The organism is Ruegeria sp. CDSA089 (assembly GCF_059612205.1).
Map to the genome: position 1 here is coordinate 1 of NZ_JBXWQD010000010.1, position 13,524 is coordinate 13,524.

The following is a 13,524-nucleotide window of genomic DNA, read 5'->3' on the forward strand; positions in this document are numbered from 1 at the left end:
TAATCACGCGAACCGGATGAGCCAGATCCTCTCTTAGGTCAGACCGCCAACTGGCCCAAAACCTCTGATGACGGACACCACGGCACCCTGGAGTTCGATCTGAACGCCGTCCCTCTCATGCAGGACCGTGACCCGTTCGATAAGCACCCGGATGATCTCCAAAGCTCCTGTGAGGATCGACGGGTCCGATAACGCATGTGCAAGACTAGCAACATTGGAGCGATAGAGCTCGGACAGGTTCGGGTGTAGTCGCACCGGTGAAAACGCAGGCTCGGAGAGCGGCGCGTTCTCACCACCCCCGCGGGAAGAGCTCTTCAAGCCTGGCTTGCATCCCCGGGGGTGCGAATGCCCCCTGCGATTGTCTCCTAAAACCCATTCAGTTTACGCGCCGCTTTGTCCCGCTCGGACTGTAGACGGGTTCGGGCTACCTCCGCTGTGCCTGCTTCCGCGTTGGCGGCTTCGCTGAAGGACTTGATAAATGCTGCCACTGCGTCGGGCTGCATCAGACTCTGACGAAGCAAATCCAGAACGGCGTCTTCCAGGGCATTGCAGCGAATAGATTGCCTATGCGAACAAGTGCCGAGTTTGCGAGCGGCGCCCGGCTGTTAGGGAGATACGCTCATTGATCCTTGTCAAGATAAGCGCGGGGAAGACGTGGTACAGTCAATGGTAATCTAGGGGGAGATTCATGGAAGAGTTAATTGAAATCGGAGGATCGTTCGTCCAGTCCATGCGTGAGCGCAGAGGCCTTGGAAGTGTTGATGAAATGTATGCCGAAAACGCTCAATCGATTGAGGCAGTTGTGCCTCCGGTCAGACAGTTCCGCGTTTCTAAGGGGCGAGAAGCCATCAAGGGGAAGAGAGAAGATTGGTTGGCCTCGCACGAAATCCAGGAACTCGACGTGGATGGCCCTTATGTCCACCCGCCCAACCGTTTTGGAGTGCGCTTCAGGGCTGAAGTGATTCAGAAGGCCACCGGAGAGCGTATGACCCTGAGCGAGATCGCTGTGTATTCAGTGGCAGAAGGCAAGATTGTGCTGGAAGAGTTCTTCATGCTGCCGAAGTAAGAAGCGCGACCGACAACATTGTCTCTTTGTTGACCTAGTCAGTGCACACGAGTCTTGGACGAAGTGAAATCCCGGACGGAGGTCGGGAATGCAACGCAGAACAGTGGCATATTTTGTAGGAGTTGATGCTGACGACGCGTCGATATTGGAATGCGTGGAAACTGCCCGTAGCCAGAACGTCCACTTGAATTGCGTAGTGATCGCAGCTTTACCTAAACTGCCTTACCTAAAGTATGGATCAAACAGGTTTGTTGAGGCGGGTCTTCCTTCAAACTGGTTGGATGTCCTTAACGCAAGAAATGCTGCCTTGAAGTCCCGCGCCACCGAAGTTGAAGCGCTTCTGGCCGCGCGGGGTGTATCGGCAAATGTAAACGCCTTTATTGGATCTGGAACAGAGTTACAGCATCTTGTGGCAGGCCACGCCAAATGCTGTGATATCGCCTTTCTTGACGCTGAGTTGCGAAAAGATCCCGATTTGTTTCATAAGGTCGCGTACGGAGTATTGTTCCAGTCACCGGTCGCCCTGATGATCAATGGAGACCTGTTTGCCCAACGTGAACGCATTGTATTGGCATGGAATGATAGCCTGCCTGCGTCCAGGGCTGCGCATTTAGCTTTACCCTTTTTTCTGGCGGCCAAGGAAGTTGTGGTTGGGTGTTTTGATTTGCGGTCGTCTGATGACGTCGAAGGCGAAGAGCCCGGAACTGACGTTGCTGGATGGCTCCGTCATCACGGTTGCAAAGTGACCCTGTCGCAGTTTCCATGTGGTGGGGACTCGATCGAGCACTGCATTCAGGATCGCGCAACAGAATTGGGGGCCGATCTCGTTGTTATGGGCGCTTATTGGCATTCCCATCTGCGTGAGTCACTCTTTGGTGGAACGACGCAAGCAATGTTGGAGCAGACAGGGTTGCCAGTGCTTTTCGGACACTGATGAAGTGAACCGGCGACTGTGATTTTCTGGTAAGTACGAGAGTAGCCAGCTGCTATTAGGATATCGCTTGAGATTGATGCTGATTGGCCCGGCCGTTTCCACCAAGGAAATCTATCACAATAGACGTTAATTCGTCCCAATCAGTAAACTCCCGCGCTCCATCTCGTGGATCGATTTTTCGACCCAGCAAGACGACGTGTTTTAGGATTTCCCTCTCAAAATATCCGTAGCTTTCGGGCCTCACCGCGCCTGCGATCAATGCCGTCGCATTTGGTTCCATTCCTGTTCGCATAAGCATTTCTTTGAGATAGTCGCGCGCTTCCTCTCGACCTGAAGCAAAAGCTGCCTTTAGACCGACGGAAAGCACGAGAGATTTTCGTTTCATTAAGGCATCTCTATTTGACGCGACATAAGCCTCAAAGGACTCGGGGTGCCTACGCTCGTGGACCGGAGCCAAGAGAATGACCTTGGCCACATCGTCAAGCGACACGTGGTCGTGCATTTCGTCAGTATTGATCAGCCGTGTGTTGAAGCCGGCTTCCTTCACGATATCGCCGATGAAACGCGCAATCTTTGCTGTCTGACCTTCGACTGTAGCGAAGGCGATGAGTACGGTCATTCCGATCCTCCCATAAATCGGTCTGAATAGATTTCCAATTATGAATAAGTGGTGTGTGTTGCCCTTGATCTCCATCAAAGGCGTTACTTGGGAGAGTTGTGGTGCGTCCTGTCTGTCCAAGCAGAGCTTGTTTTTAAGGAAATTCGTAACGGCATGCATCTGCAAGAAAATCTGCCTTTTTTCGGCTGGCAATTACAAGGCTAGCCAAGGCCTAATGGTCTGTCTGGCTACCTTAAGGAAAAGGCCAAGACAGCGACAAAGATTGCAAAGTTGATAAACCACACCGCGAATTTCACCTGTTGGCGTGCGGGCAGGTTTCTAAGCAATCTAATCATAGTCGAACCTTTCAGACAAAATCCGATGGGGCGCAGTGCCCCGCGTGATCAGATGATCTTCGACGGCGTCCATCATGGCAGGCGGGCCGCAGAGAACAAAAAGCCAGCTTTCAAATTGTTCAGAAGACAAATTGCGGTCCAACAGAGGACCGTCGATTAAACCTGTTTCTCCTGACCAATCCTTTGGCGGTTCGGATAGAACAAATACTGTTTCTTCCTTGGACAACTCCCGAGGATAAACAATCTGCTCCTCCACGCGGTTGCCATAGATAAGCTTGAGATCCCGCTGTGTATCACTCAACCGTACCTGTCGCGTGATGCTCAACATCGGCGCGATACCCACACCACCTGCGATCAGAACGATGCCTTTCTCAGAACGGTGGCTGATCGACAAATTTCCGTGTGGGGCATCCAGATAGACCGGGGTGCACGGAGCAATTTGTCCGAGACTGCATGTGAAATCCCCAAGTTCCTTAATCACAAAGGACACTTCGGGGCCTTCAGCTGGTGCTGAACTAATCGAGAATGGGTTTTCGTGCAGCGAGAAAGCACTGTGGCCGACATTTAGCCAAGCAAACTGCCCTGCTTCGAAAGTTAGTCCGGTGTGACCATCGGGCTTGAGGCGCAACTCCCATTGCCTCGGTGTTAGTCGAGACACAGAAGTAACGCGCCACGGCCTTTTCCTCTGACGCAAAGGGTGAACGAGATAGACATACAGCAAGGTCCCTACAGCAATAGTGGTCAGGGCAAGCCAGAGAAACGTCATTAGCGGATGTCCACCGTAGCGCCCAGCATAGACCGTGTGGTGCAACAGCAGGCAGGCAATCACCAAGGCTCCCAGCCCGTGCAAGAGGCGCCATGTCTCGTACTTGTAATCAAGGGATTTTCGGGCAATTGCCGAGGCGACCAGAATGAACAGTAAAAAATATGCGCCGATGCCCGACGCCAGGGCAGAAAAGTCGGTCGAAATAGTAAGTTGACTTGTTTCATCCCACGGGCGGCGTCCGCCAGATGGCGTACCCTGGTACAGCAGCGGGTGTATTAGCGCGAAGCCAAGCGCTGTACGCGCCATCATCTGATGCACCCGCATGGTCACATCCATACCCAGACCGGAAGAGATGAACCTGAACCGCCCAGACAGCAAGAACTCAACTAGTATTATTGAAAAAGCAAGCATTCCAAGCCCGGACGCGAGCTCTTGATGAAATGATCGCGGTTGCCATCCCAGAGACCAGGAAAACCCCAAGGGGGCCAAGATCAGCAAAACGCAGATTAGCGCCAGATAAGGCCATTTCATACGGCTTTGCTCCAAATTTCTAAAGGTAAGCAACCCGGGCTCATTCAGAATAAACGCTAAGCTGACATGGGGCTCCGATCAAGACTACTCAGATTGGTCTGAATTGCAGCAAGACAGGGCAAGTATGTTTGCCGACTGTTCCCGTTTCTGTTCGTCCGGTCGGTACGTGCGATCTGGCTAAAGCTGAGGCTGCATGCTTGCGCAAGATCAAGGTCATTGACCGCTTTTCCTGTCATAATATTGCGCGCGCGAAATCCGACCAAAGGAGGAGGCTCAAAAAATGCTAGAAAACAAAAAGTCCCCGCAACTTTTCACTGGAACGCATCCGCTTTCCGACAATTTTCGACGTGAAATGGAAACTCTGATGTCGCGGTTTTTTGGGGGAGGATCGCCTTTCCTACCCATGGAAACGGCTGCGCAACGCACGGGTTTTCCGTCTCTTGATATGACAGGCGCGATATCTCCGGCAATCGATGTCCAAGAGACGGATTCTGCGATAGTCCTTACGGCTGAATTGCCGGGGCTCGAAGAGGATGATGTGGAAATTGAAATCAAGGATCGCAGGCTAATCCTGCGCGGTCAGAAGAAGATTGCGCATGACGAAACGGGCGATCTGCGTGTCAGCGAAAGAAGCTACGGCAGCTTTTCCAGAGCCATGTCGCTGCCAGATACTGTGGAAGTCGACAAGGTTTCAGCAACATTCGACAAGGGTGTTCTGCGTATTCAAATGCCGAAGAGTGAGCCTCAGGATCCAAGCCGTAAGATCAAGGTATCGTCGAAATAGACAGACTGTTGGCGCGATACGGTGCTTGAAAATGCCAAAGCAGAGGGCCGATCATGGATCGGCCTTCTTCGAACTGTGGTCTGATAGTTGTTTTTGGTTGAATCCGGGCAGACATCGCAGGTGCTTGTTTAAATGAGCTTTTTTGTACATTCGCGTCAAACCATGGGTTTGGTGTTGCGGCGTGGTAGAATGCCCTCACGCGTTTGGATAGGGGGCCACAATGCGCAAACCAAAAGTGAGCGACATGATACCCCCAGTGAATGGTGGTGAAGGCGAGGTGCGGGCCTTTCTGGAGAGCCTTACAGGTCCATCGCGCGGAAACGTGAACTGGCTTGTCGACAATGCCCTGACTGTCTCTGTTAGTGAAGGCAGGGTGCTAAGCCTGCGTCTTAAAGAGGACCTGCCTCCTCATGACGACGAAATCGCTACCCTTCAGTGGGTTGATGATCGTTATACGATAACCGCTACAGCGGGGCGCAATCTGTGGGTGAATGGGCAAAAAACTTCTTCGACGTCTCTTAATCATGGTGACATGATTGAGTTCGGAGAAAAGGGCCCCATGTCTCGGTACAGGTTGTGCGATCACTCATTTCCCGCGCACCATACAGTCGAGGATATCCTCAGCGACGCATATGCTTATACCCGAACGAGCCGTCGACCCTTCGCCAAAAAGATGTCTGGTGCCCTGCGCGACGGTGGGTGGCGGCTTGCGTCTCAAACCACGGTACTGTTCAGGATCACGATTCTTGCAACGCTTTTTGTGATCGTGGGGTTTGGGTACCTGCTTTACCAAAACGACCGGCGCTTGGCGGAGAGTATCGAACAGGAATCCCGCAAGATCGAAGCGGTCGCGGTTATGCTCGCTCAGACGCGGGAAGATGCGCTGACACCTGATGACTTGTCTTCGTTGCGTGACGCTTTCAAGAACCAGCTTGTGACGACCGAACAACGTCTTGGAACCTTGGAACAACAGGCTGGAGCGCCCACGCGGGTGATAGCTGCCTCTACCCGATCTGTCGCTTTCCTTCAGGGGGCTTACGGTCTGCGCCACGTTGAAAGCGGGAAGATTCTACGGCACGTTGTGGGGCCAGACGGCGAAAACCTTAAAACCCCGTTTGGCCAGCCTTGGATCGAACCGGATGGGACCGGCGAACCTGCAGAATTTCAGTTCACCGGAACAGGATTTTTGATTGCTGGGGTACCGTTGATGGCCACCAACCGTCATGTTGCGTTGCCGTGGACATCAGGAGACCGAGAGAAGGCGCTGAGAGACGCGGGTCTGGAGCCAGAGATGTTGAGGCTGCTGGCCTATTTGCCTGATCAGACGGAACCAATAGAGGCGCGGCTGCTTCGGTTCAGCGAAGCGGCAGACTTGGCGATTTTGGAAGTTGAGCCAAGCCGCGTTCAGGACCTCGGAATTCCGTTAGCGGATGCCACGTCGCGCGTAGGTGAAGAGCTTTATCTGTTGGGATACCCAACGGGTTTGAAAGCATTGATCGCGCAGGCTGGTCCCGGCTTTTTAGAGGGATTGGAGGCAGACGGGACGTTGAACTTTTGGTCGATCGCGTCCCGGCTTTCCACACAAGGCAAGATTCATCCGCTAGCAAGCCGTGGGATCGTTGCGCGGACAAGTGAGAGCGCAATCGTTTATGACGCTGAGACCACGACCGGTGGGAGCGGAGGACCGGTATTGAACCGGCGTGGTGAGGTCGTTGCAATCAATGCTGCGATCCTGCCCGAGTTCGGTGGTTCCAATATCGGCGTCCCGGTCTCACACCTCAGAGCTCTGCTGGAAGAGGTGGAAAGTCAGTGATCATTCGCTCGTTCGAAAACGCGAGATTTGAACAAAAAACACTGTAGCGAGTGGAACGATCACTGAGATCAGTGCCACGCAGATCAGCAGGTATCCAAGTTGACTGTAGTCCGCGGTTGATGTGATCTCACCGGTCTCAGGGTTGGTGACGGCGCGTGTGACGACAAATGTCTGGTTGAGATACTTGGTGCTGAGGCTGCTGGCCGACAATGCCATGTTGGTAAACGATGCCATCACTGCAAAAAAGGTGGCTTTCAACTGAACGGGTGCATTGCGGGCGATCCAGGCCAACATCGGGACCATAGCAATCTGCCCAAGCGGCGATTCAACGGCTGTATCAAGAATGGCAATGAACCTCGCGTCGACAACTCCGCCGGTACGCGCTGCCGTCCATTCATGCACGCCGTAATATAAGGCGAGGTTGGGCAGGGCGAGAACGCCCGCGGCGATCGTTAACAAAACCACCACATGTGCAATAGAGCGATTGGCCATAAATGGCCGGAGAACGATCAACCCCAATAATGCCAGCAGCGAAGTTAATAGTGCCAGGATTGCCAGGAACTGTTCATCGAACCCCAGTTCATCGATTTCGAACCAAGTCAGACCAGGCCCCGGCAGAGGAACGGCGCGGAATACGAAAATGATTGTCGCTGTCCCGATCAGGGCCTTGGCTTGGGCTGGTTCCAGCTCCTTCAGCAGACGCGACATCAGGTACAGAATTACCGTCAAAGAAACTGCAAAAACAGTCTCTTGCGCAAATTCGAAATCTGCGGTCCCCAGCACGATGCTTAGCAAAACGAATGCAAAGCCACCCAGCAAAATGGACCATTTGACTTCTGTGACTTCATCCAGTGTGTGGGGCAGATGACCCCGCCTGGCAAGTTGACGCTGGATCAAGCTGTGAAGAACGACCCCGCTGACCGACAACACCGGGATGGCCAGAGCTATCAGGTACACTTGGCCATAAAGCGCAAGGCGCTCGGATTTTTGCAGACCTTCAGTTCCAGAGAAAATCCAGATGTTCACAGCCGCAACCGCCGCAAACCCGGAAATGATCGAAACTCTGCCCAAGGTTTGCATTGTCGTGTGCTGTGCACGGGTTTCTTCAGGCGTAAACGGGAGGCCGTGCTGGTTAACCTTGGGGACCGCTTCGACCGTCATGGCATCCGCAACTACGTCTTGAATGGCATAGCCTGAAGGCGCCAGCAGCAGGGCTAGGACATACCAGTCTTCCAGTGGCATGAAATTGGACATCACGGCAGGCGCGGTCACGAGACCGTACATTGTGAGCAAAGACAACGTGATCAGGGATGCGCCAAACAGGATCAGCAGGGACTTCCAGCGCCAAAACAGGTCCACGACATGACCAAGCGGCATTTTGAGGATCCAAGGGATGCCGGCCCAAAATGCCAGTCCTGCAACGAAAGAGGCGGATAAATCGAGATAGTCTTTTAGGAAAAAAGCGCCGACGACCGAGGTCAGGCCGGACACGCCGGCCGCGAAATAGACCATCAATGGCGGCAAATAGGACCATTGCAGCTGCTGAACCAGATCCACAAAGGTTCTATGCCACCAGCCCGAGAGTTTTGATCTTATGGAAGTTTGGTCGGTCGTCATATGCCGTGGTAGCTCTTGGAAGCCTTTGGGTCGATGTATTTAGTTAGAGAAATCCAGATCCGAAAAGCAATGCACTGGTGATCACGCCAAGGATCGGTACCACAAGAGGAACGCGGAAGTGCTTGACGGCCTCGTCCGGCCGCATCTTCAGCAGGATCAGAGAAATGTTGACTAGCACAAAGACGCCCAGAACGATCTGGGATGTGCGCTCTGCCAGAGTACCAATCGGCATAGTTTGGGTCAGCAGTACGATGATCGCGACGACCAGCAAAGTAGCGACAACTGGTGTCTGCGTTGCTTTCGGGACAATCGCCAGAACCTTCGGCAGATGGTCACGGTCAGCTAGTCCGTAGATCACCCGCGAGGCCATAATCATCTGGATCAGTACGCCATTGACCGTCGCTACAATCGCGACCGCGGAAAAGCCCTGTTTAATCATCTCAGGCGCGTTTGAAAACACAAGCGCGAGGGGTGCTGCGGATGTCGAAAGAACATCGATCGGAACAACAAGTAGAACCGTCATTGAAGTTCCCAGATACAACACGGTTGCCAGAACGAGCGTTAGCAAAATCGCTTTTGGGATGGTGTGCACTGGTTCTTTCACCTCTTCCGCGACATTGGCCATGTCCTCGAAGCCAACAAATGCAAAGAAGGCGAGAAGCGATGCCGCGAAAATACCTCTCCACGCGTCGAGTTCCAGCGGGGGAAGCATCGAACTTACCCCGTATCCCTGCGGATCCTGAATCGACATGCCCCAGCCGATCACAAAGAGAAGACCTGCGATCTCGATGATCGTGATGACAGCCGCAACAAAGACTGACTCGGTGATCCCCCAAAGCGCGATTAGACCCATGACCAAAACGACGCTGACGGTCAAAACAGGGATCGTAAAACCGGTCAAAGCATGAAGGTATGATGCTGCGCCAATTGCAACGGCAGAGGCGGAGATAACGCCCGAGGCTGCCACCGCAAGCCCAACGAATACTGCCATCCATCTTTTCTGAAATCCCGCTTCAACATAGGCCGCTTCACCTGCGCTCACAGGAAATCGAGTTGCGAGTTCTGCATAGGAAAGCGCGGTGAGTGATACGACGAGCGCGGCTACGACGAACGACAAGGCCGCAAACGGTCCGGCAATGTCTGCTGTTGCACCGACTAAAACGTAAATGCCCGCTCCGACCGTTACCCCAAGGCCATAAAGCGTGAGCAACGGGGTAGTAAGAGCCCGTCTGAGTTTCTGTTCGTTTGGATCAACAGAGTTCATAAGTGTTTCCAACAACTGCCGATTCAGAACATCGCCAGTGGCGTCCTTCTCGTTTTCGTCCGCGATTAGCGGAACGGATTAATCCGATGGTCAATGCTGCATCGAAGGCCTTGTGTTTCAATGTCTGGGCGCGTTGGGCACCGATCGATTAACTGGGGGCTCGCCACCACTCCTGCCGAGCCCCCTTGGGTGGAGCTTCCGCTCCGACAAAATTCCGTTCACCTTTGTGTTTGCTTGGGGACAGGTCGGTGAACGTAGACACGTTAAAACATTCGTATTTCACTATGTGATTCATTATGATGCTTTGATCTATGTCAACCAACTCGGGGGGGCGGGTCTGCGAGGCTGAGTGCAAACCACCTGTCGTTTGCCGTCGGACTTAAAGGCAAAGCAAACACGTTAGGCGGTTTGAGATTTAGGGTGGAAAGCAATTCGTGATGTTCTGGAACCTGTTACCGGCCTTAGGCGGCATCGGCCTGTTCCTTGTCGGCATGCTGTTGATGACCGACGGTTTGAAGACTTTGGCAGGGGCGCGACTGCGAGATATTTTGGGTCGATTCACATCGACACCTTTTACCGGGGCGGTAACGGGCGCGGTCACGACAGCTGCAATCCAATCTTCCAGTGCGACCACCGTTGCGGCCGTCGGATTTGTCGCGTCTGGTCTGCTCACGTTTCCCCAAGCGCTTGGGATCATCTTTGGGGCCAATATCGGAACGACCATGACAGGTTGGCTCGTCGCGCTCTTGGGGTTCAAGCTGGACCTGGGGCAAGTGATGTTGCCCGTTGTTTTTTTGGGGGCTTTGCTGGCGCTTTCAGGAAGAAAAGCGGTTTCCGGCCTTGGGTTGGCATTGGCCGGGTTCAGTCTGATTTTCATTGGGATCGAACAACTCAAATCCGGGTTGGACGCATTTCAGGGCGTAGTTACTCCTGCCGATTTTCCACCAGACACACTGCTGGGCAGGTTGAAGCTTGTACTGATCGGCGTCCTCATCACGATGGTGACGCAGTCTTCGAGTGCTGGCGTTGCAACAGCGTTGGCTGCGTTGAGCGCCGGTGCTGTGAACTTCCCCCAAGCGGCGGCTCTGGTCATTGGAATGGACGTGGGGACAACTTTCACCGCTGTTTTGGCAACCTTTGGCGGTGGGACGATGGCGCGCCGCACCGGTTTTGCTCATGTGATCTACAATGTGATGACAGGGGCACTGGCATTTTTCCTGCTGGGGCCGTTTACTGCAGTCTTTGTAAGCGGGTCGGGGGCTGGAAGCTCTCTGACTGCGCTTGTCGCTTTCCATAGCTTCTTCAACGCCATAGGCGTGGCGCTGATCCTGCCGTTCGCGAAACCCTTCGCCAGATTTGTCGAGGCCCTCGTACCCGACAAAGGGGCTGAGTTAACGAGATCTTTGGATCCTCTCGTCCTCGGGATGGCAGAAATAGCTGTGGGCGCAGCAAAAGTTGCAGTCGAACAAATTGTAAGGGCCGAAGTGGTGCACCTTCGGTCATGTATCGGGGCATCTCAGCCAAGCGGACCCGATTATGGACGGGACAGCATTCAGAATGCTGTATCGGAAGCGCGCTCGTACCTAGACAAGATAGAATTGCCCAGCAGGTCCGACGCAGAGATATCCAGCATCAAGGGTATGTACCATGTGCTCGATCATCTTGACCGGCTGCTTTACCGGTGTAGCCAAGATGATCGGATAAGCGAGTTACCAAAAGACCGGCGTTTGAGGCGGCTTGCTTCGGTGTTGATTGCAGCAACTGGTGGCTATTTGGAGATCGACAATCCAGTGCAGTGCGAAAACACGCTGAACCGAGTTCGCCGTTTTCTGCGACGACAGAGGAAACTTCGCAGAGACCTGCTTATCTCCGACGCTGCAACTGACAGTTTACCGGACGATGTGGTGTGGGCTCGGCTGGATGCTCTCAGATGGTTGCATCGTGTGTCTTATCACCTCTGGAGAATTCGCGGGCACCTGAACGCACTGGAAGGAGTGCCGTCAGGGCGCGATGGTGGTGAGGTCAACGAAGAAGTGGCGTAGATGGCGGCTGGCCTGGATTAGACTCGGCGCGTGCAACATGAGCAAGGTCAAAGACGTTCCGTAACTGTGCTGTCTAATAGGATCATCATTTGTGGTAGCGATTTGGAGGAGAATATGCGGTCGTATCGAGGGATTTTACTGGCACTGTTCGCCACGGGGCCTGCACAAGCGCAGGAGGTCAGCGTCAGCGAAGGAAGTGAATTGTACCGGACGTATTGCTGGCAATGTCACGGTTTCGAAGCAACCGGAGACGGGCCAATGGCCGAAATGCTGGCTATTCGAACACCTGACCTTACCAAATTGGCTGGTGAGAACGGCGGTGTGTTTCCGATAGATCGCATAGCTGAACAGATTGATGGTCGTTCACAATTGCTCGCCCATGGGGGCGAAATGCCAATCTTTGGCGCGGTGTTTGAGACAGACCAACAAATCGCGGTGGCTTTGCCTAGTGGGCAGCCAATGATGGTAGGCTTGCCGTTGGCGAATTTGCTCGCCTTTATTGAATCGATCCAGTCTGAATAGTTACGGACTAATCGGCTCATCCGTGTCAGCCGTTCGTCTGATTGACATAAGAGTCAAAGGCGGCCCCAACACCTCGAAGGCAACTGTACTGGCCAGGGTAAAGGCCATGATCGACGCGGCCCAATTCGGAAATTGCTCTCCGGCGACAAGGGCCATTCCGACCGCGACACCGGCCTGTGGTAACAAAGCGGGACCAAAACAACCGGCCTGACGGCGAGGCAGGCCGCCAAGTCTCGCTCCGCAGTAACCTCCGACAAGGCGGGCCACGGCGCGCAAGATCAGGAAAAGTGCACCAGCCCAACCCATCAAACCGAAGGCTTCAATATCCAACGTGGCGCCAGCCAGCAGGAAGAACAGGATCATGAATGGCCACTGAATGTGCTCGATCTCATGAAAAGCACGGTCGTGATGGCGGGCAAGATTCCCGATCACTGCGCCCGCAACCATGCCTGCTACCAAGAATGAAACCTCCAGCCAAAGCGCGAGGCCCGCTGTCAGAAAGACTATGCCCACTGCTTCCGCCTGCATTGGCTCTCCCGGTTTCAAGCGGCCGGTCAGATAGGCGGATGGCACGCCTAGTGCGAAACCCAACAGTATCGCCCCTCCGAAATCCCACATCGCGGTGGTCGCGACGGTGGCCCAACCATCCGAATGACCGGCCAGAACCAAGGCGATGCTGAAAACGATCAGACCCCAAGCGTCATCAATTGCGACGACGCCCTTTAATGTCTCGGTAAAGCTGTTGGATACCCCAGATTGTTTGATCACGTCTGTCATGGCGGCCGGGGCTGTAGCCGTAGCAATTGCCGCCAACACCAATGCCAGCCCGAAGGGTACGCCGATTGCGGTCAGTCCAGCAGACACAATAACAAGGGTTGCAACCACGATTGAAATAGAAATCGTCAGGATGGCTCGACCATGCCGGACCAGGTTCTCGCGGGTCAAAGAACCTCCAAGAAGAAACGCGACCATCGTCAAGGCCACAATAGAAATCTCGTCGAACCACATTGCAACGTCGAGTGGGATCAAACCCATTCCGGCGTTCCCGGCGACCAGACCGAGGAAAAGTAAGGTTGTAACACGAGGAAGATGCGTGGCCCGGCCAAGTTGGTCGGCCGCCAATCCGGCAAGGAAGAGCACGCCAAGGGCAATCAGAAAGCCGGCAATGTGCATAGAAAACCAAGCGCTAAGTTCTCGTCTAGACTACTCTAACTCCAACCCTGCCATCTAG

General features: G+C 53.9%; 12 protein-coding genes. 6 read left to right on the forward strand and 6 right to left on the reverse strand.

Annotated features, from left to right (window positions below):
* Nucleotides 1–33: 33 nt before the first annotated feature.
* Nucleotides 34–318 (reverse strand): hypothetical protein, encoded by a 285-nt coding sequence (locus tag AC2FJ6_RS18535; RefSeq protein WP_496669671.1) that lies wholly within the window; start codon nt 316–318, stop codon nt 34–36.
* A 370-nt stretch (nt 319–688) separates the two neighbouring features.
* On the opposite strand from AC2FJ6_RS18535, the gene AC2FJ6_RS18540 reads away from it, so the two are divergent.
* Nucleotides 689–1,066, forward strand: coding sequence for a SnoaL-like domain-containing protein (locus tag AC2FJ6_RS18540; protein WP_496669672.1), 378 nt, complete (start codon nt 689–691; stop codon nt 1,064–1,066).
* Nucleotides 1,067–1,154: 88 nt separating this feature from the next.
* Nucleotides 1,155–2,000, forward strand: coding sequence for a universal stress protein (locus AC2FJ6_RS18545; RefSeq protein WP_170775223.1), 846 nt, complete (start codon nt 1,155–1,157; stop codon nt 1,998–2,000).
* 55 nt (nt 2,001–2,055) lie between these two features.
* Here the strand turns inward: AC2FJ6_RS18545 and AC2FJ6_RS18550 are convergent, their stop codons facing one another.
* Both AC2FJ6_RS18550 and AC2FJ6_RS18555 read right to left on the reverse strand, forming a co-directional pair.
* Nucleotides 2,056–2,619, reverse strand: a complete 564-nt coding sequence (locus tag AC2FJ6_RS18550) for a flavodoxin domain-containing protein (RefSeq protein WP_170775225.1) — start codon at nt 2,617–2,619, stop codon at nt 2,056–2,058.
* 327 nt (nt 2,620–2,946) lie between these two features.
* Complete coding sequence (locus AC2FJ6_RS18555; RefSeq protein WP_496669673.1) at nt 2,947–4,251, reverse strand: ferredoxin reductase family protein; 1,305 nt, start codon at nt 4,249–4,251, stop codon at nt 2,947–2,949.
* 280 nt (nt 4,252–4,531) lie between these two features.
* On the opposite strand from AC2FJ6_RS18555, the gene AC2FJ6_RS18560 reads away from it, so the two are divergent.
* Together AC2FJ6_RS18560 and AC2FJ6_RS18565 are read left to right on the forward strand one after the other, a co-directional pair.
* On the forward strand, nt 4,532–5,035 hold the full coding sequence (locus tag AC2FJ6_RS18560; RefSeq protein WP_170775235.1) for an Hsp20/alpha crystallin family protein: 504 nt from the start codon (nt 4,532–4,534) through the stop codon (nt 5,033–5,035).
* Nucleotides 5,036–5,279: 244 nt separating this feature from the next.
* Complete coding sequence (locus AC2FJ6_RS18565; protein WP_496669674.1) at nt 5,280–6,848, forward strand: trypsin-like peptidase domain-containing protein; 1,569 nt, start codon at nt 5,280–5,282, stop codon at nt 6,846–6,848.
* Here AC2FJ6_RS18565 and AC2FJ6_RS18570 read toward each other — a convergent pair whose 3' ends face one another.
* Nucleotides 6,849–8,465, reverse strand: coding sequence for an MFS transporter (locus AC2FJ6_RS18570; protein WP_170775238.1), 1,617 nt, complete (start codon nt 8,463–8,465; stop codon nt 6,849–6,851).
* A gap of 43 nt (nt 8,466–8,508) precedes the next feature.
* Complete coding sequence (locus tag AC2FJ6_RS18575; RefSeq protein ID WP_170775240.1) at nt 8,509–9,729, reverse strand: APC family permease; 1,221 nt, start codon at nt 9,727–9,729, stop codon at nt 8,509–8,511.
* Nucleotides 9,730–10,166: 437 nt separating this feature from the next.
* Here AC2FJ6_RS18575 and AC2FJ6_RS18580 point away from each other — a divergent pair, with 437 nt between their 5' ends.
* Together AC2FJ6_RS18580 and AC2FJ6_RS18585 are read left to right on the forward strand one after the other, a co-directional pair.
* Nucleotides 10,167–11,771: a Na/Pi cotransporter family protein gene (locus AC2FJ6_RS18580; RefSeq protein ID WP_170775382.1), complete on the forward strand. Its 1,605-nt coding sequence runs from the start codon at nt 10,167–10,169 to the stop codon at nt 11,769–11,771.
* Nucleotides 11,772–11,885: 114 nt separating this feature from the next.
* Nucleotides 11,886–12,293: a c-type cytochrome gene (locus tag AC2FJ6_RS18585; RefSeq protein WP_170775384.1), complete on the forward strand. Its 408-nt coding sequence runs from the start codon at nt 11,886–11,888 to the stop codon at nt 12,291–12,293.
* Here AC2FJ6_RS18585 and AC2FJ6_RS18590 read toward each other — a convergent pair whose 3' ends face one another.
* Nucleotides 12,294–13,466 carry a cation:proton antiporter gene (locus AC2FJ6_RS18590; RefSeq protein WP_170775242.1) on the reverse strand — a complete coding sequence of 391 codons (1,173 nt, stop codon included), beginning with the start codon at nt 13,464–13,466 and terminating at the stop codon, nt 12,294–12,296.
* Between the last annotated feature and the right edge of the window lie 58 nt (nt 13,467–13,524).

Excerpts from the sequence above, each read along its gene's own strand:
- AC2FJ6_RS18565 (WP_496669674.1), top strand. The coding sequence starts at position 5,280 with ATGATACCCCCAGTGAATGGTGGTGAAGGCGAGGTGCGGGCCTTTCTG.
- AC2FJ6_RS18585 (WP_170775384.1), top strand. The coding sequence starts at position 11,886 with ATGCGGTCGTATCGAGGGATTTTACTGGCACTGTTCGCCACGGGGCCT.
- AC2FJ6_RS18590 (WP_170775242.1), bottom strand. The coding sequence starts at position 13,466 with ATGCACATTGCCGGCTTTCTGATTGCCCTTGGCGTGCTCTTCCTTGCC.
- AC2FJ6_RS18555 (WP_496669673.1), bottom strand. The coding sequence starts at position 4,251 with ATGAAATGGCCTTATCTGGCGCTAATCTGCGTTTTGCTGATCTTGGCC.
- AC2FJ6_RS18570 (WP_170775238.1), bottom strand. The coding sequence starts at position 8,465 with ATGACGACCGACCAAACTTCCATAAGATCAAAACTCTCGGGCTGGTGG.
- AC2FJ6_RS18545 (WP_170775223.1), top strand. The coding sequence starts at position 1,155 with ATGCAACGCAGAACAGTGGCATATTTTGTAGGAGTTGATGCTGACGAC.
- AC2FJ6_RS18575 (WP_170775240.1), bottom strand. The coding sequence starts at position 9,729 with ATGAACTCTGTTGATCCAAACGAACAGAAACTCAGACGGGCTCTTACT.
- AC2FJ6_RS18540 (WP_496669672.1), top strand. The coding sequence starts at position 689 with ATGGAAGAGTTAATTGAAATCGGAGGATCGTTCGTCCAGTCCATGCGT.
- AC2FJ6_RS18560 (WP_170775235.1), top strand. The coding sequence starts at position 4,532 with ATGCTAGAAAACAAAAAGTCCCCGCAACTTTTCACTGGAACGCATCCG.
- AC2FJ6_RS18580 (WP_170775382.1), top strand. The coding sequence starts at position 10,167 with ATGTTCTGGAACCTGTTACCGGCCTTAGGCGGCATCGGCCTGTTCCTT.
- AC2FJ6_RS18550 (WP_170775225.1), bottom strand. The coding sequence starts at position 2,619 with ATGACCGTACTCATCGCCTTCGCTACAGTCGAAGGTCAGACAGCAAAG.